The organism is Brevundimonas intermedia (assembly GCF_004614235.1).
GTDB lineage: Bacteria > Pseudomonadota > Alphaproteobacteria > Caulobacterales > Caulobacteraceae > Brevundimonas > Brevundimonas intermedia_A.
On record NZ_SPVH01000001.1, the window covers coordinates 23,610 to 43,297 of the forward strand.

Consider the following 19,688-nt stretch of genomic DNA (forward strand, 5'->3'; position numbering starts at 1 on the left):
GCGGCCAAGTGTCGCCCCGATCCCTTCACGATTTTATCCGCGCCCGCTTGCGGCCGTCACAGACGCGGGCGAGAACCGGGTCATGACCGACGCCGCCATCCACGACGACACCCGAGGCGAGGAAGTTCCCGCCTCTCGCGCCCCTCAACTGGCGCTGAGCGAAGAGCTGATGGCCTCGCCCACCCGGTTCTTCAATCGGGAGATCTCGTGGCTGGCGTTCAACGAGCGCGTGCTGGAAGAGGCGGCGAACCCCAATCACCCGCTGCTGGAGCGGCTGCGGTTCCTGTCCATTTCGGCCAATAACCTGGACGAGTTCTTCATGACCCGCGTCGCCGGCCTGAAGGGCCAGTTGCGCGAGCGCGTGCGCGTCCTGTCCGCCGACGGCCTGACGCCCGCCGAACAGCTGGAACAGATCAACATCGCCGCCGGCGAACTGATGGCCGAGCAGCAGCTGCGCTGGCGTCAGCTGAAGAAGGAACTGACCACGGCCGGCATCGAGGTGGTCGATCGCCAGAAGATCACCAAGACCGAGAAGGATCGGCTGGAGCCCGAGTTCCTGAACCAGCTGTTCGCGGTCCTGACCCCGCTGGCCATCGACCCGGCGCACCCCTTCCCCTTCCTGCCCAACCTGGGCTTCTCGCTGGCGCTGAAGCTGAAGCGCAAGGGCGAGACCAAGACCTTCTACGCGCTGGTGCCGGTGCCGACCCAGGTGCAGCGGTTCTGGCAACTGCCCACCGACGGCCGGTCCACGCCGGGGCACAAGCGGTTCATCACGCTGGAAAACGTGCTGCTGCTGTTCATCGACCATCTGTTCCCCGGCTGTGACGTCATGGAGAAGGGCGTGCTGCGCCTGATCCGCGATTCGGACATCGAGATCGAGGAAGAGGCCGAGGACCTGGTGCTGGAGTTCGAGGAGGCGCTGAAGCAGCGTCGTCTGGGCTCGGTCGTCCGGGTCAAGATCGAGGCGTCCATGCCGTCAGACCTGCGCGACTTCATCGTCGGCGAGCTGGAGGCCGCGCCTCAGGACGTGGTTCTGGTCGACGGCATGCTGGGTCTGGCCCAGCTGTCGGACCTGATCGGCGGCGGCCACCCGGACCTGAAGTTCAAGGGTTACGAGCCCCGCTATCCCGAGCGCGTGCGCGACAACGGCGGCGATGTCTTTGCCGCCATCCGCGAGAAGGATCTGCTGATCCACCACCCGTTCGAAAGCTTCGACGTGGTGGTGCAGTTCCTGCGTCAGGCGGCGCGCGATCCCAACGTCATCGCCATCAAACAGACGCTGTATCGCACCTCCAAGGACAGCCCCATCGTCGCGGCCCTGATCGAGGCGGCCGAGAACGGCAAGAACGTCACCGCCCTGGTCGAGCTGAAGGCGCGGTTCGACGAGGAGGCCAACCTGCGCTGGGCGCGGGCGATGGAGCGGGCCGGCGTCCACGTCGTCTTCGGCTTCGTCGAATACAAGACCCACGCCAAGCTGAGCGTCGTCGTGCGGCGCGAGGGCGAGGCGTTGAAGACATACTGCCACTTCGGCACCGGCAACTATCACCCGGTCACGGCCAAGGTTTACACCGACCTGTCGCTGTTCTCCTGCGATCCCGTGCTGGGGCGCGACGCGACCAAGGTGTTCAACTACATCACCGGATACGCCACGCCGGACCATCTGGAGACCGTGGTCGTCTCGCCGCTGAACATGAAATCCACGCTGATCGACCTGATCGGCAAGGAGATGTCGGCCGCCGCCATGGGCAAGCCCGCCGCCATCTGGGTCAAGCTGAACTCGCTGGTGGATGTCGAGATCATCGACGCCCTGTACCGCGCCAGCCAGTGGGGCGTGCGCATCGATCTGGTCGTGCGCGGTATCTGCTGCCTGCGGCCCGGTGTGACGGGCCTGTCGGAGAATATCCGGGTCAAGTCCATCGTCGGCCGCTTCCTGGAGCACAGCCGAATCGTCTGTTTCGCCAACGGCAAGGACCTGCCGCACGACAAGGCCAAGGTCTTCATCTCCTCGGCCGACTGGATGACGCGCAACCTGGATCGCCGGGTCGAGCTGATGACGCCGATCCGCAACGCCACCGTCCACGACCAGGTGCTGGACCAGATCATGGTCGCCAATCTGAAGGATGACGCGCAAAGCTGGGTTCTGGACGCGGAAGGGCGCTATACACGCGTCACCCCAGCGGACCCGGAGCGGCCTTTCTCGGCCCACAAATATTTCATGACCAATCCCAGCCTGTCGGGACGCGGCCGCAAGGCCAAGAGCCTGCCTGCCGTCCTGCGTTACGAGCGTCCCGGCCGCTGATGCCCGACATCACGCTTACCGACCGCGACATCGCCGCGATCGACATCGGTTCCAACTCGGTGCGGCTGGTGCTGTACCGGCTGGAGGGCCGGGCGATCTGGACCGTCTTCAACGAGAAGGTGCTGGCTGGCCTGGGCCGCGACCTGCCGACGACGCACAAGCTGTCGCCCGAGGGCGTGGTCATGGCGATGACGGCGCTGCGCCGCTTCGCCGCCGTGCTGGAAGGCGTGCGGCCTGATGCGACCCTGATCGCCGCCACCGCCGCCGTGCGCGAAGCCATCGACGGGCCGGAGTTCTGCCAGCGTGTCGCCGCCGAGACCGGTCTGAACATCCGCGTCCTCACCGGCGAGGAAGAGGCGAAATACGCGGCCATGGGCGTTCTGGCCGGCGCCCCCCTGGCGCACGGCGTCTCGGCCGACATGGGCGGGGCCAGCCTGGAGCTGACCCGACTGAACGGAAACGGCGTCGAGCACGGCCTGACCCTGCCGCTGGGGCCGTTCGCTTTAGCCGACGGCAAGGGGTTCGACGCCGATCGCATCAAGGCCCGGATCGACCAGGCGCTGAAACCCGTCGCGGCCCAGTTCCAGAGCGATCGCCTCTATGCCGTCGGCGGCGCCTGGCGCACCCTGGCCCAGGTGCAGATGACGCTGAAAGCCTATCCGCTGAGGGTGGTGCATCAGTATCAGATGTCGGCCGAAGACGCGCTGGAGACCGCGCGGTTGGTCGCCCAGCAGTCGGTCGCGAGCCTGGCGAAACTGCCCGGCGTGTCCAAGAAGCGGGCCGAGACCCTGCCATACGCCGGACTGGTGCTGGAGGGGCTGATCCAGCACCTGGGCCTGAAATCGATCGAGATGTCCGCGTGGGGCGTGCGCGAGGGCCTGTTGTTCGAGACGCTGGACGAGGCGACGCGCACGGCCGATCCGCTGCTGGCCGGCTGCAGGGCCTTGGGCGGACGACAGGGCGTGGCCCCGGCCCTGCCCGGCGCGCTGAACGGCTGGATTTCCGAGATCGTCGCCGCCCTGCCCGCCGTGTTCGGCGAGGAACGCGACGCGGTCCTGGTCGCCGCCGCCTGTCGCCTGGCGGACCTGGGCGCGCGGCTGCATCCGGATCACCGGCTGGAACTGGTGTTCGACCAGGTGCTGCGCGCGCCGGTCGCAGGCATCAGCCACGTCGAGCGCGCCTTCCTGGCCAGCGCCCTGAACGCCCGCTACGGCGGCGGCCCGGCTACGCCCCAGCCCGAGATCATCGAGCGGCTGCTGAGCGACGACGCCGCCAAACGCGCCCGCGCTATCGGTCTGGCCATCCGCCTGGCCTGCGACCTGTCGGGCCGCTCGCCGCAACTGCTGGCCAATGCGACCGCGCGGGTGAAAGGCGGCGACCTGCGCCTGACGGCGACCGAAGGCTATGCCGACGTTCTGCTGGGCGAACAGACCAAGAAGCGCGCCAAGGCCCTAGCCGAGGCGATGGATCTGGGACTGAAGATCTAGGCTTACCGCCCCGTCTCCTCCCCACTTCGTAGGGAGGAGACACAACGCCACGCTTGACGCATCGCGCCCCGCCCCCGACGGTGCGGCTTCCCCTGCCGACCCGGATGACCTGATGCCGCGTACCCGCCTGACCGCCGCCTGCCTCGCCGTTCTGATGACGGCCGCCGCCGCGCCAGCGATGGCCCAGACCTTCCAGTCCACGCCCGTCGTCACCGATGCGACCCAGGCGCCGTTGGCCCTGCCCCGCGCCCAGCCGGCCATCCCCGCGCCCCAGGACAAGCCCTATCCAGGCGTCATCCAGTACCGCGCCGACATCACCGATCTGGACCGCCGCATCATCAGCGTCAGCCAGACCATTCCCGTCGCCGGCCCCGGCCCGCTGACCCTGCTCTACCCGAAGTTCCTGCCCGGCAACCACGCCGCCACCGGCCCGATCCAGCTGATCTCCGGCCTGACCGTGACCGCCGACGGTCAGCGGATCGAATGGCTGCGCGACACGCTGGATCCCTACGCTTTCCATCTCGACATCCCGGCGGGCGTCACCAGCATCGACGTCGCCTTCCAGCAGCTGACCCAGCCCGACAGTTCCAACTGGCGCGTGCTGATGACCCCGGCCATGGTCAATCTGCAGTGGGAGAAGGCCATCCTCTATCCGGCAGGCTATTTCAGCCGCCAGATCCAGGTCGCCCCGAGCGTGGTCCTGCCCACCGGCTGGAAATACGGCACGGCCCTGAGCACGGCCTCGCAAGACGGCGACGTGGCGACCTTTGCGACGACCGACCTCTACACCCTGATCGACAGCCCCATCTTCGCCGGCGCCCACTATCGCCGCGTGGACATCGACCCCAGCGGCGACCGCGTCCACCTGAACCTGCTGGCTGACGAGGCCAAGGGCCTGGCCGCCACAGACGAGCAGCTGAAGCTGTACGAAAACATGGTCCAGCAGGCCGACCGCCTGTTCGGCGCCCGCCACTTCGACAACTACGAGTTCCTGTTCGCCCTGACCGACCAGATGGGCGGCATCGGGCTGGAGCATCACCGCAGTTCTGAGAACACCGGCGCCCCCGGCTTCTTCACCGACTGGACCAAGAGCGCCGGCGACCGGGGCCTGCTGCCGCACGAATACACCCACTCCTGGAACGGCAAGTTCATGCGCCCGGCGGACGAGCTGACCGCCAACCACAACGTCCCGACCCAGAACACGCTGCTGTGGGTCTATGAAGGTCAGACCGAATACTGGGGCGACGTGCTGGCCGCCCGCGCGGGCCTGCATTCCAAAGAGGTCGCGCTGGCCACCCTGGCCAATGTCGCGGCCTTCTATGACGAACAGCCGGGCCGCGAGTGGCGCGCGCTTCAGGACACCAACAACCACAATCTGCTGGGCTATCGCGTGCCGGGCCAGTTCACCTCGTGGATGCGCGGCACCGGCGACTATTACCGCGAAAGCCTGCTGGTCTGGCTGGACGCCGACACCCTGATCCGCGAGGGCACGAACGGGCGAAAGTCGCTCGACGACTTCGCCAAGGGCTTCTTCGGCCACGACGACGGCGAATGGGCGCCCCAGGGCTATCGGTTCGAGGATGTGGTCGCGGCCCTGAACGCCGTCTATCCGCACGACTGGGCCGAGTTTCTGCGCAGCCGCCTCGACGCCGTCGGGCCGGACGCCAAGGCGCCCCTGGCCGGGATCGAACGCGGCGGCTGGCGCCTGACCTACACCGACACGCCGTCGGCGGCGGAAAAGTCGGTTCAGACCGGCTGGGCCAACGACTTCCAGTATTCGCTGGGCTTCACCCTGGCGGCGGACAAGCTGACCAATATCCGCTGGGGCGGCCCGGCCTTCGAGCAAGGCATCGGCGCCGGCTGGAGCCTGGTCGCCGTCAACGGCAAGGCCGGCTCGGCCGAGGCTTTGCGCGACGCCGTGACCGCCGCGAAAGGGACCGACGCCCCCCTCGAACTGCTGCTGAAATCCGGCGACCGCTTCCGCACGGTGGCCTTCGCCTACCACGATGGCCTGCGTTACCCGCGCCTGGAGCGGATCGAAGGCGCGCCGGACCGCCTGTCGGACATCCTCGCGCCCAGGCGGCGCTAACACGTCTCCTCCCCACTCGTGGGGAGGGGGACCGCGTAGCGGTGGAGGGGCTCTTGAAGTCCCACAGACGGCCGTGGCGACTTAAAAGAGCCCCTCCGTCACGGCGCAAGAGGCGCCGCGCCACCTCCCCATCGCTTCGCGACGGGGAGGAGACGGTCGTTCTACGCCTTCAAAAGCCCCAGCAGCGCCTCGGCCGCTTCACGCGACGAGCCCGGGTTCTGGCCGGTCACCAGCTTGCCGTCGGTCTGCACATACGAGCCCCAGTCCGGGCCCTTGGAATAGTCGCCGCCATTGGCGATCAGCACGTTCTCGACCAGGAACGGGACCACGTCCGTCAGACCCACGGCATCCTCTTCGGAGTTGGTGAAGCCCGTCACCTTGCGCCCCTGGACCAGCGGCTTGCCGTCCGCGCCGGTCACGGATTTCAGCACACCCGGCGCATGACAGACGAAGCCGGTTGGCTTGTCGGCCTTGGCGAAAGCCTCGATCAGGGCGATGGAGTCCGCGTCATTGGCCAGGTCCCACAGCGGCCCGTGACCGCCGGGATAGAAGACGGCGTCGAAATCATCGGCCTTCACCGAGGACAGAACGACGGTCGAGGCCAGGGCAGCTTGCGCTTCGGCGTCGGCCTTGAAGCGGCGCGTGTCGTCGGTCTGGGCGTCGGCGTCGTCGCTCTTGGGGTCCAGCGGCGGCTGTCCGCCCTTGGGCGAGGCCAGCACGACCTCAGCGCCCGCATCCTTCAGCGCGTAATAGGGGGCCGCCAGCTCTTCCAGCCAGAAGCCGGTCTTCTTGCCCGTGTCGCCGAGTTGATCGTGCGACGTCAGCACCAGCAGGATGTTCATAGGAAAGGCTCCGTCTCTTGGGGTGTCCACAGATGGGAAGCCGCACGCCGCCCCTCAAGGCTGGCTTCCACGGCGAAATCCCCCCACCCTGCCGGCTGCATTCACGAGAGGCGAAATCGCATGAAGCGCTGGATCGGCCTGTTCGCCGCCCTGCTGGGCCTGATGACCTTCAGTCAAACCGCCCAGGCGTCGGCGCCCTGCGGCATCGGGCAAGCGGGCGCGACCCAGGCCGTCGCCATCGGCCGCACCGGCCGCACGATGCTGATCCACCTGCCCGCCGGTTTCGATCCGAGCAAACCCGCGCCCCTGGTCTTCCTGCTGCACGGCAGCGGCGGCACGGGCGATAAGATGCTGGCCTCGTCCGACCTTGCCGCGACGGCGGACCGACACGGCTTCATCGTCGCCGCGCCCGACGCCGGCATCCCGGTCGAGCGAGGCTTCGTCTGGAACATTCCCGGCGTCCCGACCATCACCGGCGCGGTTCCCGGCCCCAACGACGCCGACGATGTCGCCTATCTGACGACCGCCATCCGCTATCTGGCGGATCAGGGCTGCGTCGACGACAGCCGCGTCTATGCCACCGGCCTGTCGGGCGGCGGGCGGATGACGTCCTGGCTGGGATGCGTCGCCGCCGACCGGTTCGCCGCCATTGCGCCGGTCGTGGGCCTGCGCGCCGGCAATCCGAGGAAGGACCGCCCCGAGGAGCCCGATCCCGCCACCTGCCGCCCCTCGCGCCCCATGCCGGTCATCGCCTTCGCCGGCGACGCGGACACGACCAATCCGATCCAGGGCGGCGGCGCGGGCTATTGGCATTACACCATGCACGCCGCCGAACAGCGCTGGGCCCAGATCAACGGCTGCACCCAAATCCGCGACACCCGCTGGGTCGCCGACAAAGTCTACGAGGAAGGCTACGCCACCTGCCGCGACGGCGCGGACGTGGTGGGCCGCATCACCGCCGGCGGCGGCCACAGCTGGGTCGCCGACAACGACGCCCTCTGGGCCTTCTTGGCCGCGCGGACACGCCCGCAGAACTGAGGTGAAGCAAGGGCGGCGCCTCACTCCAGTCACCGATCGGCCTCAAGTCGCGCCGGGCCTCAAGTAGCGCGGAGCGCGATAGGCCCAGCAAAGACTTGCGATAGGCCAAACAAAAAGACCCGGCGGTTTCCCGCCGGGTCTTTCCGATATTCAGCAAATGCCGAAAGTCAGATCTTACTTGATCTGGACCTTGGCGCCGGCTTCGGTCAGCTTCTTGGCGACTTCGTCGGCGTTCTGCTTGGAGACGTTCTCGACGACGTTCTGCGGAGCGCCTTCGACCAGGTCCTTGGCTTCCTTCAGACCCAGGTCCGAACGCACGCCACGGACTTCCTTGATCACGTTGATCTTCTTGTCGCCACCGTCCAGCAGGACGACGGTGAATTCGGTTTGCTCTTCGGCAGCTTCAGCCGGAGCACCGCCACCGGCAGCCGGAGCAGCCATGGCGACGGGAGCAGCGGCGCTGACGCCCCACTTTTCTTCAAGCAGCTTCGACAGTTCAGCAGCTTCGAGAACGGTCAGAGCGGACAGGTCTTCGACGATCTTGGCGAGGTCAGCCATTGTCAGTTTTCCTTCGGAGGATTGGTTTTAGAGAGTGATGCAGAGATGAAAGGCTGGGCCGCTTACGCGGCTTCCTTGGTGGCGTAGGCGTTGAACACGCGAGCCAGCTGACCGGCGGGTGCTTGCAGCACGCCGGCGATACGAGTCGCAGGCGCGTTGAGCAGGCCGATGAGTTGGCTGCGGACTTCGTCGAGCGTCGGGAGCTTGGAAAGAACTTCCACGCCCTTCTGATCGACGACGGTGTCGCCCATGAAGCCGCCGATGATCTTGAAGCGATCATTGGCCTTGGCGAACTCGGTAGCGACCTTGGCGGCCGTACCGGGGTTCTCGGAATAGGCGATGCCCACGGGACCCTTGAACAGGCCGTGGAATTCGCTGCCTTCTTCGGCTTCGAGCGCCTTCAGCGCCAGGCGGTTCTTGACCACCTTGAACGCGCCGCCTTCTTTACGAAGACGACCACGCAGATCTTCCATTTCCGCAACGGTCAGACCCAGGTTTTGGGTCACGACCACGGAGCCGGCGTCGGCGAATACGCCCTTGAGCGTTTCGATCGACTCGGCTTTTTGAGCGCGGTCCATTGCGGTCTCCAGTCTTGGTATTCGCCGCCGGGCTTATTCCCGACGACGGATTGGCCAAAGCGCGCCGCGTCGCCGCGAAGCGTTAAAGCCGGTCGTATTGTCCGAAGGATGCGTCTGACGGCGTCCGTCCCGGAATGCGGGCTGACAGCGCAGGGTCGCGTCCCCATCTCCCCACGGCGTCAGAGGGCTCTCTGACAGTTATGGCCTGGGTGACCCCCACGCCCCGAAGTTCTCGGACAGGACCGTCAAAGGAATGAACCTGTGACGGGAAGCGGCGCTCTTACAGGGACGGATCACGGAAATCAAGGCAGGGATCGCATGGCGTATGAACTCTACTATTGGCCGACCATCCAGGGACGGGGCGAATTCGTCCGCCTGGCGCTGGAGGCGGCCGGCGCCGACTATGTCGATGTCTCGCGCCAGGACGACGGCAAGGCGATGATGAGGCTGATGAAGGACGCCGCCACGCCGCCCTTCGCCCCGCCCTTCGTGCGCCTGGGCGACCGCACCGTCGGACAGGTCGCGGCCATCCTGGCCTGGCTGGGTCCGCAACTGGGCCTCAGCCCGAACGGCGACAGCGATCGCGCCTGGCTGAACCAGATCCAGCTGACCCTGGCCGACCTGGTCGCCGAGGCGCACGACACCCACCACCCCGTCGATCTGATGGCCTATTACGACGACCAGAAGCCCGAAGCCGCCCGCCGCGCCGAGGGGTTCCGCAAGGATCGGATCGCCAAATTCCTGGGTTGGGCCGAACAGGTGCTGGACCGAAACCCGCAAGGCTCGGACTGGATGGTCGGCGACCGACTGACCTATGCCGACCTGTCGCTGTTCCAGGTGGTCGAAGGCCTGACCTACGCCTTTCCCAAGGCGTCGACGCGCGTCCTGAAGACGACGCCCCACGTGGTCGCCGTCCGCGACCGCGTCGCCGCCCTGCCCCGCCTCGCCGCCTATCTGGCCAGCCCGCGGCGCATCCCGTTCAACGAAGACGGCATCTTCCGCCGCTATCCCGAACTGGACGGCTGAGGTCGCTCAATCTTCCAGGGGCGTGGCGTCGAAGTCGCGGATCAGGGCAGCCAGGTCCGGTTCGTGCACCAGGTCCGCCGCCTCGCTCAGGCTCATCCAGCGGCGCTCGCGCTGGTGGGCCTCGGGCCAGGCGCCCAGCTGGACCAGCACTTCAAGCGGATAGACCGACACCACGCACTGGCGCACGCCGCCGTCCTTCAGACCCTTGGCATAGCGGAAGACGCCGATGGAGGTGGGGTCCATCTCGCCACGCACCCCGGCCTCTTCCATAGCTTCCTGCGCCGCCGCCTCGGGATCGGTCTTGCCGACCATACGCCCGCCTTTAGGGATGACCCAGCGGCGGGTCTCGCGCGACGTGATCATCAGGATCTGACGGCCGCCATCCGTCAGGCGCCACGGCAGGGCGGCCCCCTGACGGGTCTCTGATCGCGCGGTGCGTTTGACGCCCGACGCCATCAGGCGAGGTTCCGAGAGGGTCGGGTCTTGAGACAGGCCATGCGACGTTTTGCACCAGCGAAAGGATCAGCCCGTTCCAAAGGTGATCGCGTCGCCCGCGTCAAGCGAAGCGACGCATACGTCCTATTTTTCGCCAGGCGCCTTTGCATCGGGATCTCCCAGCACATCCTGCCGATAAAGCATGGTGATCAGGGTATGCAGCACCAGGGCCAGCGGCGTGGCGAACAGAACGCCCAGCGGCCCGAACAGGGTGCCGATCCCCACCACGGCGAAGATGCCCAGCACGACCGGCAGGTTGGCCACGTTCTTCTGAACCATCGGCGTGATGAAGTTGCTCTCCAGCTGGGACACCACGACATAGAGGGCCAGGGTCATCAGGGCGGTCTCCCACCCTTGGGTCGCCCCCACCAGAACCGCCGGAACGGTCGAGACGATGGGTCCGACGATGGGCACGAACTGCGCAAGGCCCGTCAGCAGCCCAAGGCCCAGGGCCGAGGGAACGCCGATGATGGCCAGACCTACGCCCGTCAGCGTGCCGACCAGCACCATCGAGAACAGTTGCGCCTTGAGCCAACCCTTCAAGGCCTTGCCGCAACTGTTCAGCACTTCGCGCAGGCGCGGCCGACGGTCCATCGGCACCATCGACAGCAAACCCTCGCGCGACTTTGCCGGTTCGATGGCCAGGAACACGCCGGCGACGATGACCAGAACCAGGGTGGTCACGCCAGAGGCGAAGCCCAGCGCAAACTTTTGCGCCACCTGCAACGCCTGGCCGGCCCGATCGCCCAAACCCTGTAGTTGCTCGAACAGTTGGGCGGCGTAGGGCTGGGCCTGGATCCAGGACTGCACCTTGTTCCAGCCTTGCGGCACCACGGCGGAAAGCGCCACGACCTGCTCGGTGATCTGGGCGCCGAAAAGGGTCAGTATACCCGCCAGCACACCGGCCACGATCAGCAGCGACAGAAACACCGCCAACGGATCCGGCGCCTTCAGCCAGCGCACGATGGGATCGGCCAGGGCGCGAAGAACCACCGCGACGACGATGGCTCCGAAAATCAGCAGCCACAGCGTCTGCAGGGTCACGATCAGCTGGACGGCGAAATAGGCCGAGACCAGCACAATGGCGCCGAACGCCAGTCGCCCTTTCCACGGGTCGCCGCCGCTCACGCCGGGCTTGTCGCCCATCAATTTTCCAAGTCCGAACATATCGCCCCCTTCAAGGTCGCGACAGGAACGCCGATCGAGCGTGGCCGTTCGCCGCACCCGATAATAAAGTCAGTGGGGGTCGGGCGACCGCGCGTCGTAGGCCGTTTGGGCCGCCGCGACCTGGGGCATTTGCGTCTCGGCCCAGTCGATCATGGACTGCATCGCCGCCATCAGGGTGCGGCCCAGCGGGGTCACCGCATAGGTCACCGACACCGGCACGGTCGCCACGACGCTGCGCGACACCAGGCCGTCGCGCTCCAGCGACTTCAGCGTCTGGCTCAGCATCTTCTGCGACACGCCATCGATCCGATGCTTCAGGGCGTTGAAGCGGATGGGCCCCTCGCCCAGCACGATCAGGATCAGGGTGCTCCACTTGTCCGCGATCCGGTCCAGCAACTGCCGCGTCGGACAGTTCGCCGCGAACACGTCGCCGCGCGTCCAGGTTTCCTGCAGGTGACCAAGTGTGTGAAAGGTGCCGTCTTGCATGGCCGCATCCCATAGCGCACCTGGTATCCATTGGATACCCAAAGGAGCCTTCCATGAAAGTCGCAGTCCTCGGCGCCAGCGGTCGCGCCGGCTCGGAAATCACCAAGGAACTGGACGCGCGCGGTCACGCCGTCACCGCCATCGCCCGCAAGCCCGAGGCCATCCCCGCCGCCGACGGCGTTACGCCTGTGGCAGGCGACGCCTCGGACGCCGCCGCACTGGCCGACCTGATCAAAGGATCGGACGCCGTCATCAGCGCCCTGCATTTCGATGTGCCCGCCGAAACCCTGCTGAACGCGCTCAAGACCGCCGGCGTGCCTCGCCTGCTGGTCACCGGCGGCGCCGCCAGCCTGGAGGTCGCGCCCGGCGTTCGCCTGATCGATACGCCCGAGTTCCCCGAGGAGTGGAAGACCTTCGCCCAGGGCGGCATCGTCTTCCTGGACGCCCTGCGCCACGAGACGGACATCGACTGGACCTTCTTCTCGCCCGCCGCCGTGATCGAGGAAACGCCCCGCCTAGGCCATTTCCGCACCGGAACTGACCAACTGGTCGTGGACGACAAGGGCGACAGCAAGATCGGCTTCTCGGACTACGCCGTCGCCATGGTCGATGAACTGGAAAACCCCCGGCACAGCCGCGCCCGCTTCACGGCCGCCTACTGATCCGCTTCTTGTCCAAAGAAAAAGGCCCCAGAGATCGCTCTCCGGGGCCTTCATTCTTTTTGGCCTATCGCGCTTGCGCGCTACATGAGGCCGTTTCGCGAGAGCCTATCAGGCGCCCAGCGAGGACGGGTCGACCTTGATGCCCGGGCCCATCGTCGAAGACAGGCTGATGCGCTTCACATAGGTGCCCTTGGCGCCCGACGGCTTGGAACGCACCAGGGCGTCCACGATGGCCTTCACGTTGGCTTCCAGGGCGTCTTGCGTGAACGAGACCTTGCCGATGCCGGCGTGGACGATGCCCGCCTTCTCGACGCGGAACTCGACGGCGCCGCCCTTGGCGTCCTTGACGGCCTGGGCCACGTTCGGGGTCACGGTGCCGACCTTGGGGTTCGGCATCAGGCCGCGCGGGCCCAGCACCTTACCCAGACGGCCGACCAGGGCCATCATGTCCGGCGACGCGATCACGCGGTCAAACTCCATGAAGCCGCCGGCGATCTTCTCGTACAGATCTTCGGCGCCGACGTGTTCGGCGCCCGCTGCGGTGGCTTCGGCGGCCTTGGCGTCCTTGGCGAAGACGGCGACGCGAACGTCACGGCCGGTGCCCGACGGCAGGTTCACCACGCCACGGACCTGTTGGTCGGCGTGACGGGGATCGACGCCCAGGTTGACGGCGATCTCAAGGGATTCGTCGAACTTCGACTTGGCGTTTTCCTTGGCCAGCTTGATGGCGTCGGAGAACGGCAGCAGGTCTTGGCTGACGCCGGTGCGGGCTTTTTGAGCCTTGGTTTGCTTGGCCATGGTTTAGCCCTCCACCACTTCGAGGCCCATCGCGCGGGCGGAGCCTTCGATGATCTTGGTCGCGGCGTCGAGGTCGTTCGCGTTCAGATCTTTCATCTTCTTTTCAGCGATCTCGCGCAGCTGCGAAACCTTGACCGTACCGGCCGTTTCACGGCCGACCAGCTTGGAGCCCGACTTCAGGCCCGTGGCCTGCTTCAGGTACCAGGTCGCCGGCGGCGTCTTGGTCAGGAAGGTGAACGACTTGTCCTGATAGACGGTGATCACGGTCGGAAGCGGGGTGCCCTTGGCTTCCTTCTCGGTGCGCGCATTGAACTCCTTGCAGAAGCCCATGATGTTCACGCCGCGTTGACCCAGAGCGGGGCCGATCGGGGGCGAAGGCGTGGCCGAACCGGCCGGCACTTGCAGCTTGATATAGCCGAGAATCTTCTTGGCCATTGGTCTCTCCTATGAATGACCCGACGAACGAACGCAGGGCCGGTGAGCCGTGGTGCGGCATGGCTGCCTCCCACGGATTTGACGCTCCACGAACCGAGGCCCGCCGAGCGAAGGCGCGCGTGTAACAGAGGGGGGCTGGAAAGGCAAACAGGCCGGCGTCCTTGCGACACCGAAAACGAAAAAGCCGCGCCCTTTCGGACGCGGCTCAAAATCGCGACAGGTGTAGGAGCCTCAGCCCGAAACCTTCTCCACCTGGGCGTATTCCAGCTCGACCGGCGTGGCGCGGCCGAAGATGGAAACGGCGACGCGCAGACGGGCGTGTTCTTCGTCCACGCTCTCGACCGAACCGTCGAAGCTGGCGAACGGGCCGTCGATGACCTTGACCTTCTCGCCGATGTCGAAGCGGATGGTGGGCTTGGGACGTTCGACGCCCTCTTCCACCTGGCCGATGATGTTCTGAACTTCACGTTCCGAGACCGGCAGGGGCTTCGTGCCGCCCGCGGCGCCCAGGAAGCCGGTGACCTTCGGGGTGTTCTTGACCAGGTGATAGGCCTGGTCGGTCATTTCCATCTTCACCAGCACATAGCCGGGGAAGAATTTGCGTTCCGAGTTCACCTTGCGGCCGCGACGGATCTCGACGACGTCCTCGGTCGGAACCAGGATTTCGGAGAAGGCGTCTTCCAGGCCCTGCTGCTTGGCCTGGTCACGCAGTTGCTCGGCGACCTTCTTCTCGAAGTTCGAGTAGGCGTTGACGATATACCACTTATGGCGCGGATTGGCGGGCTTTGCGGGCGCTGCATCGGTCATGGGCGCGTCTTTCTCAGGATCCGAGAGCGATGATGTAGCGGAAGGCGAAGCCCAGGCCGGTGTCCACGATCCAGAAGAAGATCGCGGCGATGATCACCATGATGAAGACCATCACCGAGGTGATCCAGGTCTCCTTGCGGCTGGGCCAGACGATCTTGCGGCCCTCGGCGCGAACCTGGCTGAAGAATTGGCCGGGGCTGGTGCGAGGCTTCTTGGGCTCGGGCGAATCGACCGTGATGGCGGCGGCGCCGGCCGCCTGGGGCTTGGCGCCCATCTGGGGCTTTGCGCTGCCCTGAGGCCGCTTGCCGGGAGTTTTGGCCTTGGCCATCAGTTGCTCTTCACACAATTGTTCCTGTCGCCCCAGATGGGAAGTCCCATCCGGAAGCGACAGGGGGGATTGGCAGGAGTTGGGGGACTCGAACCCACGACCCCCGGTTTTGGAGACCGGTGCTCTACCAGCTGAGCTAAACTCCTAGACAACCGCTCGAACCCTCAGGTCCGTGCGTTCGCCAGAGGGGGGCGTATGCCCCACACCGCCCTGCATTTCAAGGGCGATATGACACTTCCACCTAGTCTTCCTTGTGCGCGGCGATGGCGTCCCGCTCTTCCTGAGCGTGGATCAGTTCCTTGAAGATCAGCTTGTCGATGCGGCGGTCGTCCATGTCGACGACCTCGACCTCGAATCGGCCGACCTGGACCACTTCGCCCTCGTCCGGCACGCGCGACAGTTGGTGCAGAATCAGGCCCGCGACGGTGTGGTAGCCCTCGTGATCGCCGAAATCCTCGCCCAGCTTGTCAGCCAGTTCGTCCAGGTGCGTCTGACCATCGACCAGCCAGCTGCCGTCGGCGCGCTGATGGATCCAGGCCTGTTCCTCGTCGTGACCCTCGTTGAAGTCGCCGGCGATCATTTCCAGGATGTCGGTCGCCGTCACCACGCCTTCGAAGGCGCCGTATTCGTCGACGATGAAGGCCATATGGACCTTGGAGCCCTTCAGGATTTCCAAGGCCTTCAACACCGAGGTCGATTGCGGGATGAAGGCCGGTTCCGCAACCAGGGGCTCGATGTCGAACTTGCCGTGCGTCAGCAGGCTGTCCAGCAGGTCCTTCTTGTGGACCACGCCCAGCGGATTATCGACGTCGCTCTCGCGCGCCACCACGATCCGCGAATAGGGGCAGGTGCGTATCTCTTCGCGCAACACTTCCTCGGGATCGTCCAGCGCGATCCAGAAGACGTCGTGGCGCGGCGTCATGGCCACCCGCACAGGGCGGTCGCCCAAACGCAGGATTTCCTCGATCATCACCTGTTCTTCGGGCTCGATCAGGCCGGCCGAAGTGCCTTCCGCCAGGATGGTCGCCACCTCTTCCTGGGTCACGTCCGAACCGTCGCGGTCCTTGACGCCCAGAAGCTTGAGAATGCCCGAGGTCGAGGCGGTCAGCAGCAGCACGAACGGCTTCAGCACGATCGCCATCTTGGAGATCGGCCCCGCCATCTTGGACGCCACCGCTTCCGGAAAGATCAAGGCGATCCGTTTGGGCACCAGTTCGCCGACGATCAGCGAGACATAGGTGATGCACACGACCACCAGGGCCGTGGCGAAGAATTCGGTGTAGGCGATCAGCGCCGGAAAGGCGACTTCTAGAATACGATCCAGCTCGCCCGCGATGGTCGCCTGACCATAGGCGCCCGCCAGAATGCCGATAAGGGTGATGCCGACCTGGACGGCGGACAGGAACTGAGTCGGTTCTTCGGACAGCTTCAACGCCGCCCTGGCCCCCCGGTCTCCCCGTTCCGCCCTCGCCTGGAGTTTGGATTTCCGCGAGGAGACGACCGCCAATTCAGTCATGGCGAACAAGCCGTTAAGCACCACCAGGAGCAGAACGACGACAATAGCGATGAGTAACATCTAGGGGGGTGTGGGGACCGACGCGGCGCAACATCCGGCGTCCGCATCGCTACATTAGGGCAGGATCGCGTCCAGCGCTACGTTTTCCTTTGAGCCTCAGCCCGCCCGTCCCGCATCGACCGAACCATAGGCCCCCGATACCGGCCGACCGTCGGCGTCATACTGGGTCGCGCAGGCGCTCATGCCCAGAACGGTGCCGATGAAAAGACCCAGGCGGATGGCGCGTCGCATTTGGTTACCGAAAAGTTAACGTCCGTACCGAACGTAAACCCCGGTTCCCGGTCGCTGGCAAGACGGCTCGCCCAAATGGCGAACGACCACCTCCCTCCCCCTCTCCGATCGCGTGAACGCCGTCGCCGCCGTGATCCTGACCCGACAGCAAAACGGCTCCCGGATTTCGCCGGGGGCCGCTCTGTTACGCTTACTGTTTTGTTCGGCCTATGCTCGCCTCGCGGAGGCTCGCGACTTGAGGCCGCTCTGACTACTCGACGATCTTGGCCACGACGCCGGCGCCGACGGTGCGGCCGCCTTCACGGATGGCGAAGCGCAGGCCCTGATCCATGGCGATCGGGGTGATCAGTTCGACGTTCAGCTCAGCGTTGTCGCCGGGCATGATCATCTCGACGCCTTCCTTCAGGTGAACGATGCCCGTCACGTCCGTCGTGCGGAAGTAGAACTGCGGGCGATAGTTCGTGAAGAACGGGGTGTGACGACCGCCTTCTTCCTTGGTCAGGATGTAGGCTTCGGCCAGGAACTTGGTGTGCGGGGTGATGGAGCCCGGCTTGCACAGCACTTGGCCGCGCTCGACGTCTTCACGCTTGGTGCCGCGCAGCAGAACGCCGACGTTGTCACCGGCTTGACCCTGGTCCAGCAGCTTGCGGAACATTTCCACGCCCGTGCAGGTCGTCTTCTGGACCGGACGGATGCCGACGATTTCGACTTCTTCACCGACCTTGACGATACCCTTTTCGACGCGGCCCGTGACCACGGTGCCGCGGCCCGAGATCGAGAACACGTCTTCGACCGGCATCAGGAACGGCAGGTCGACCGGACGTTCCGGCTGCGGGATGTAGGCGTCGACGGTTTCCATCAGGGCCAGAACGCGCTGTTCGCCGATTTCCGGGTTTACGCCGTCGGTCGCGGCCTTGGCCGAGCCCTTGGTGATCGGAATATCGTCGCCGGGGAACTGGTACGACGAAAGCAGCTCGCGCACTTCCATCTCGACCAGCTCAAGCAGTTCTTCGTCGTCGACCAGGTCGACCTTGTTCATGAAGACCACCAGGGCCGGCACGCCGACCTGACGGGCCAGCAGGATGTGCTCGCGCGTTTGCGGCATCGGGCCGTCAGCGGCCGAAACCACCAGGATCGCGCCGTCCATCTGGGCGGCGCCGGTGATCATGTTCTTCACATAGTCGGCGTGGCCGGGGCAGTCGACGTGGGCGTAGTGACGGTTGGCCGTCTCATATTCCACGTGCGCGGTGTTGATGGTGATGCCGCGGGCCTTTTCTTCCGGCGCAGCGTCGATGTCGGCATAGGCCATAGCTTTCGCGCCACCGGCCTTCGCCAGCGTCATCGTGATCGCAGCCGTCAGCGTGGTCTTGCCGTGGTCAACGTGGCCGATCGTGCCGATGTTGCAGTGCGGCTTGTTCCGTTCGAACTTTTCCTTGGCCATGGCCAAACTCCTGATGGCCCGGGTTGAGGGGCGCGATGCTGATCAAAAAACCTGGAGCGGGTAGACGGGATCGAACCGACATCCTCAGCTTGGAAGGCTGCTGCACTACCATTGTGCTATACCCGCGCGGAGACTGCGGAAGTTCTTTGGAACGCCGCAGCCGGTTCCTCTCCGTCGTCCTGATCCGTCGTATCCGTCAAGGCGCGTGGTGGGGGAAGTAGGACTCGAACCTACGAAGCTTACGCAGGGGATTTACAGTCCCCCCCCTTTGCCACTCGGGACATTCCCCCAGCGCGCCTTGTCGAACCGTCGGACCCCTCGTTTCCGCTATAAAGAAGCGGGACGAAACAAAAGCCTTCGGCTTGTCGCCTCCTCTAGGATAGAGGGGGCGCCCAGACCCGAAAGCCCTTGGGGCTCCAAATCGGAGGGCGTCTTATAGTGTCGTCGAAAACAGAACGCAACGACCGTAAAAGCGGTAAAAAACCGGTCTTCGGAAACCGGCCCGAGGGGCCGCGCGACAAGGGTCAAAAGCCCGCTGCACAAGGCTTTTCCGGGCGCGACGATGCGCCCCGCCCGCCCCGTGCGCCGGATCGGAACAAGTCGGACGCCGATAATTTTCTGTGGGGCCGTCACCCGGTTCTGGCCGCTCTGGCGAATCCCGCGCGTCGCGGCACGGGTCGCCTGCTGGCCACGGCCGAGCGCGCCGCAGAGATCGAAGAGGGCAAACTGGCCCACGGCCACAAGATCGAGGTTGTCGAGGTCCAGGCCCTGACCCGGATGCTGCCCCCCGGCGCCGTTCACCAGGGTCTGGCCTTCAAGGTCCAGCCGCTGGAAGGCGTGTCGCTGGAAGAGCTGGCCGATCCGGCGCCCAAACCTGGAGAAGGGGGGATCATCGTCATGCTGGACCAGCTGACCGATCCGCAGAACGTCGGCGCCATCTTCCGCTCGGCCCTGGCCTTTGGCGCGCGGGGAATCATCGTTCAGGATCGCCATGCCCCCGCCCTGGCCGGCGCCCTGGCCAAGGCGGCTGTCGGCGCCACCGAACGCCTGCCCCATGCCCGGGTGACCAACCTGTCGCGCGCGCTGGAGCGGCTGGCCGACCTGGGCTGGCGTGCGGTGGGTCTGGACGGGACGGGCGAGCAGACTTTGGAAGAGGCGCTGGACCGTCAGCCGACCGTCCTGGTGATGGGGTCCGAGGGCGACGGCATCCGCCGCCTGGTCGCCGAGCACTGCGACGTGCTGGCCAAGATCCCCATGCCGGGCGGATTCGAGAGCCTGAACGTCTCCAATGCGGCCGCCGTCGCCCTTTATGAGGCGTCTCGCGCTCAACGCGGCTGACAGAAGG

At 65.8% G+C, this 19,688-nt stretch carries 20 protein-coding genes and 3 tRNA genes; 7 read left to right on the forward strand and 16 right to left on the reverse strand.

Going from position 1 to position 19,688, the window contains the following annotated elements:
• The first annotated feature begins 82 nt into the window (after window positions 1–82).
• The 3 genes from EGY25_RS00125 (at window position 83) to EGY25_RS00135 (ending at window position 5,875) form a co-directional block, all read left to right on the forward strand.
• Entirely contained in the window at window positions 83–2,299 is a 2,217-nt protein-coding gene (locus EGY25_RS00125) for an RNA degradosome polyphosphate kinase (protein WP_135193040.1), read from the forward strand.
• On the forward strand, window positions 2,299–3,786 hold the full coding sequence (locus tag EGY25_RS00130) for a Ppx/GppA phosphatase family protein (protein WP_135193041.1): 1,488 nt from the start codon (window positions 2,299–2,301) through the stop codon (window positions 3,784–3,786). The genes EGY25_RS00125 and EGY25_RS00130 overlap by 1 nt, the downstream gene beginning before the upstream one ends.
• Window positions 3,787–3,898: 112 nt before the next feature.
• Entirely contained in the window at window positions 3,899–5,875 is a 1,977-nt protein-coding gene (locus EGY25_RS00135; RefSeq protein ID WP_135193042.1) for a M61 family metallopeptidase, read from the forward strand.
• A 161-nt stretch (window positions 5,876–6,036) separates the two neighbouring features.
• Here the strand turns inward: EGY25_RS00135 and EGY25_RS00140 are convergent, their stop codons facing one another.
• The gene (locus tag EGY25_RS00140) at window positions 6,037–6,717 is read right to left on the reverse strand and encodes a type 1 glutamine amidotransferase domain-containing protein (protein WP_135193043.1); all 681 of its coding nucleotides are present in this window, start codon (window positions 6,715–6,717) and stop codon (window positions 6,037–6,039) included.
• A 120-nt stretch (window positions 6,718–6,837) separates the two neighbouring features.
• Here EGY25_RS00140 and EGY25_RS00145 point away from each other — a divergent pair, with 120 nt between their 5' ends.
• On the forward strand, window positions 6,838–7,755 hold the full coding sequence (locus EGY25_RS00145) for an alpha/beta hydrolase family esterase (protein WP_135193044.1): 918 nt from the start codon (window positions 6,838–6,840) through the stop codon (window positions 7,753–7,755).
• 174 nt (window positions 7,756–7,929) lie between these two features.
• Here EGY25_RS00145 and rplL read toward each other — a convergent pair whose 3' ends face one another.
• Window positions 7,930–8,313 (reverse strand): 50S ribosomal protein L7/L12, encoded by a 384-nt coding sequence (rplL, locus tag EGY25_RS00150; RefSeq protein WP_135193045.1) that lies wholly within the window; start codon window positions 8,311–8,313, stop codon window positions 7,930–7,932.
• A gap of 62 nt (window positions 8,314–8,375) precedes the next feature.
• A complete protein-coding gene (rplJ, locus tag EGY25_RS00155; RefSeq protein WP_135193046.1) occupies window positions 8,376–8,891 on the reverse strand; it encodes a 50S ribosomal protein L10 in 516 nt (171 codons plus the stop codon).
• A 318-nt stretch (window positions 8,892–9,209) separates the two neighbouring features.
• Between rplJ and EGY25_RS00160 the strand changes: the two genes are divergently transcribed.
• On the forward strand, window positions 9,210–9,917 hold the full coding sequence (locus EGY25_RS00160; protein ID WP_135193047.1) for a glutathione S-transferase: 708 nt from the start codon (window positions 9,210–9,212) through the stop codon (window positions 9,915–9,917).
• Window positions 9,918–9,923: 6 nt separating this feature from the next.
• Here the strand turns inward: EGY25_RS00160 and EGY25_RS00165 are convergent, their stop codons facing one another.
• The 3 genes from EGY25_RS00165 to EGY25_RS00175 all read right to left on the reverse strand — a co-directional run bounded on the left by EGY25_RS00165 (window position 9,924) and on the right by EGY25_RS00175 (window position 12,065).
• A complete protein-coding gene (locus EGY25_RS00165; protein WP_135193048.1) occupies window positions 9,924–10,373 on the reverse strand; it encodes an NUDIX hydrolase in 450 nt (149 codons plus the stop codon).
• 123 nt (window positions 10,374–10,496) lie between these two features.
• Entirely contained in the window at window positions 10,497–11,558 is a 1,062-nt protein-coding gene (locus EGY25_RS00170) for an AI-2E family transporter (RefSeq protein ID WP_209307911.1), read from the reverse strand.
• Between the two features lie 90 nt (window positions 11,559–11,648).
• The gene (locus tag EGY25_RS00175; protein WP_135193050.1) at window positions 11,649–12,065 is read right to left on the reverse strand and encodes a winged helix-turn-helix transcriptional regulator; all 417 of its coding nucleotides are present in this window, start codon (window positions 12,063–12,065) and stop codon (window positions 11,649–11,651) included.
• 53 nt (window positions 12,066–12,118) lie between these two features.
• On the opposite strand from EGY25_RS00175, the gene EGY25_RS00180 reads away from it, so the two are divergent.
• Window positions 12,119–12,727 (forward strand): NAD(P)-dependent oxidoreductase, encoded by a 609-nt coding sequence (locus EGY25_RS00180; RefSeq protein ID WP_135193051.1) that lies wholly within the window; start codon window positions 12,119–12,121, stop codon window positions 12,725–12,727.
• A 108-nt stretch (window positions 12,728–12,835) separates the two neighbouring features.
• On the opposite strand, the gene rplA is transcribed toward EGY25_RS00180, so the two are convergent.
• The 10 genes from rplA to EGY25_RS00225 form a co-directional block, all read right to left on the reverse strand.
• Complete coding sequence (gene rplA, locus EGY25_RS00185) at window positions 12,836–13,525, reverse strand: 50S ribosomal protein L1 (protein WP_135193052.1); 690 nt, start codon at window positions 13,523–13,525, stop codon at window positions 12,836–12,838.
• A 3-nt stretch (window positions 13,526–13,528) separates the two neighbouring features.
• Window positions 13,529–13,960: a 50S ribosomal protein L11 gene (gene rplK / locus EGY25_RS00190; protein ID WP_135193053.1), complete on the reverse strand. Its 432-nt coding sequence runs from the start codon at window positions 13,958–13,960 to the stop codon at window positions 13,529–13,531.
• 231 nt (window positions 13,961–14,191) lie between these two features.
• Window positions 14,192–14,767, reverse strand: a complete 576-nt coding sequence (gene nusG / locus EGY25_RS00195; RefSeq protein ID WP_135193054.1) for a transcription termination/antitermination protein NusG — start codon at window positions 14,765–14,767, stop codon at window positions 14,192–14,194.
• Window positions 14,768–14,780: 13 nt separating this feature from the next.
• Window positions 14,781–15,095, reverse strand: a complete 315-nt coding sequence (gene secE, locus EGY25_RS00200; protein ID WP_135193055.1) for a preprotein translocase subunit SecE — start codon at window positions 15,093–15,095, stop codon at window positions 14,781–14,783.
• Window positions 15,096–15,165: 70 nt separating this feature from the next.
• Window positions 15,166–15,241 (reverse strand) — tRNA-Trp (locus EGY25_RS00205).
• Window positions 15,242–15,336: 95 nt separating this feature from the next.
• Window positions 15,337–16,671 carry a hemolysin family protein gene (locus tag EGY25_RS00210; RefSeq protein WP_209307912.1) on the reverse strand — a complete coding sequence of 445 codons (1,335 nt, stop codon included), beginning with the start codon at window positions 16,669–16,671 and terminating at the stop codon, window positions 15,337–15,339.
• A gap of 96 nt (window positions 16,672–16,767) precedes the next feature.
• Entirely contained in the window at window positions 16,768–16,902 is a 135-nt protein-coding gene (locus tag EGY25_RS16820) for a hypothetical protein (RefSeq protein WP_280643891.1), read from the reverse strand.
• Window positions 16,903–17,152: 250 nt separating this feature from the next.
• Window positions 17,153–18,343 carry an elongation factor Tu gene (tuf, locus tag EGY25_RS00215; protein ID WP_135193056.1) on the reverse strand — a complete coding sequence of 397 codons (1,191 nt, stop codon included), beginning with the start codon at window positions 18,341–18,343 and terminating at the stop codon, window positions 17,153–17,155.
• A gap of 52 nt (window positions 18,344–18,395) precedes the next feature.
• A tRNA-Gly gene (locus EGY25_RS00220) sits at window positions 18,396–18,469 on the reverse strand.
• 80 nt (window positions 18,470–18,549) lie between these two features.
• A tRNA-Tyr gene (locus EGY25_RS00225) sits at window positions 18,550–18,633 on the reverse strand.
• A gap of 148 nt (window positions 18,634–18,781) precedes the next feature.
• Here EGY25_RS00225 and rlmB point away from each other — a divergent pair.
• Entirely contained in the window at window positions 18,782–19,681 is a 900-nt protein-coding gene (rlmB, locus tag EGY25_RS00230; protein ID WP_135193057.1) for a 23S rRNA (guanosine(2251)-2'-O)-methyltransferase RlmB, read from the forward strand.
• Window positions 19,682–19,688: the final 7 nt, after the last annotated feature.

Excerpts from the sequence above, each read along its gene's own strand:
- EGY25_RS00135 (WP_135193042.1), top strand. The coding sequence starts at position 3,899 with ATGCCGCGTACCCGCCTGACCGCCGCCTGCCTCGCCGTTCTGATGACG.
- EGY25_RS00170 (WP_209307911.1), bottom strand. The coding sequence starts at position 11,558 with ATGGGCGACAAGCCCGGCGTGAGCGGCGGCGACCCGTGGAAAGGGCGA.
- rplK (WP_135193053.1), bottom strand. The coding sequence starts at position 13,960 with ATGGCCAAGAAGATTCTCGGCTATATCAAGCTGCAAGTGCCGGCCGGT.
- rplJ (WP_135193046.1), bottom strand. The coding sequence starts at position 8,891 with ATGGACCGCGCTCAAAAAGCCGAGTCGATCGAAACGCTCAAGGGCGTA.
- EGY25_RS16820 (WP_280643891.1), bottom strand. The coding sequence starts at position 16,902 with ATGCGACGCGCCATCCGCCTGGGTCTTTTCATCGGCACCGTTCTGGGC.
- EGY25_RS00180 (WP_135193051.1), top strand. The coding sequence starts at position 12,119 with ATGAAAGTCGCAGTCCTCGGCGCCAGCGGTCGCGCCGGCTCGGAAATC.
- rplA (WP_135193052.1), bottom strand. The coding sequence starts at position 13,525 with ATGGCCAAGCAAACCAAGGCTCAAAAAGCCCGCACCGGCGTCAGCCAA.
- EGY25_RS00165 (WP_135193048.1), bottom strand. The coding sequence starts at position 10,373 with ATGGCGTCGGGCGTCAAACGCACCGCGCGATCAGAGACCCGTCAGGGG.
- EGY25_RS00145 (WP_135193044.1), top strand. The coding sequence starts at position 6,838 with ATGAAGCGCTGGATCGGCCTGTTCGCCGCCCTGCTGGGCCTGATGACC.
- EGY25_RS00160 (WP_135193047.1), top strand. The coding sequence starts at position 9,210 with ATGGCGTATGAACTCTACTATTGGCCGACCATCCAGGGACGGGGCGAA.
- rplL (WP_135193045.1), bottom strand. The coding sequence starts at position 8,313 with ATGGCTGACCTCGCCAAGATCGTCGAAGACCTGTCCGCTCTGACCGTT.
- EGY25_RS00175 (WP_135193050.1), bottom strand. The coding sequence starts at position 12,065 with ATGCAAGACGGCACCTTTCACACACTTGGTCACCTGCAGGAAACCTGG.
- EGY25_RS00130 (WP_135193041.1), top strand. The coding sequence starts at position 2,299 with ATGCCCGACATCACGCTTACCGACCGCGACATCGCCGCGATCGACATC.
- secE (WP_135193055.1), bottom strand. The coding sequence starts at position 15,095 with ATGGCCAAGGCCAAAACTCCCGGCAAGCGGCCTCAGGGCAGCGCAAAG.
- EGY25_RS00125 (WP_135193040.1), top strand. The coding sequence starts at position 83 with ATGACCGACGCCGCCATCCACGACGACACCCGAGGCGAGGAAGTTCCC.
- EGY25_RS00140 (WP_135193043.1), bottom strand. The coding sequence starts at position 6,717 with ATGAACATCCTGCTGGTGCTGACGTCGCACGATCAACTCGGCGACACG.
- EGY25_RS00210 (WP_209307912.1), bottom strand. The coding sequence starts at position 16,671 with ATGTTACTCATCGCTATTGTCGTCGTTCTGCTCCTGGTGGTGCTTAAC.
- tuf (WP_135193056.1), bottom strand. The coding sequence starts at position 18,343 with ATGGCCAAGGAAAAGTTCGAACGGAACAAGCCGCACTGCAACATCGGC.
- nusG (WP_135193054.1), bottom strand. The coding sequence starts at position 14,767 with ATGACCGATGCAGCGCCCGCAAAGCCCGCCAATCCGCGCCATAAGTGG.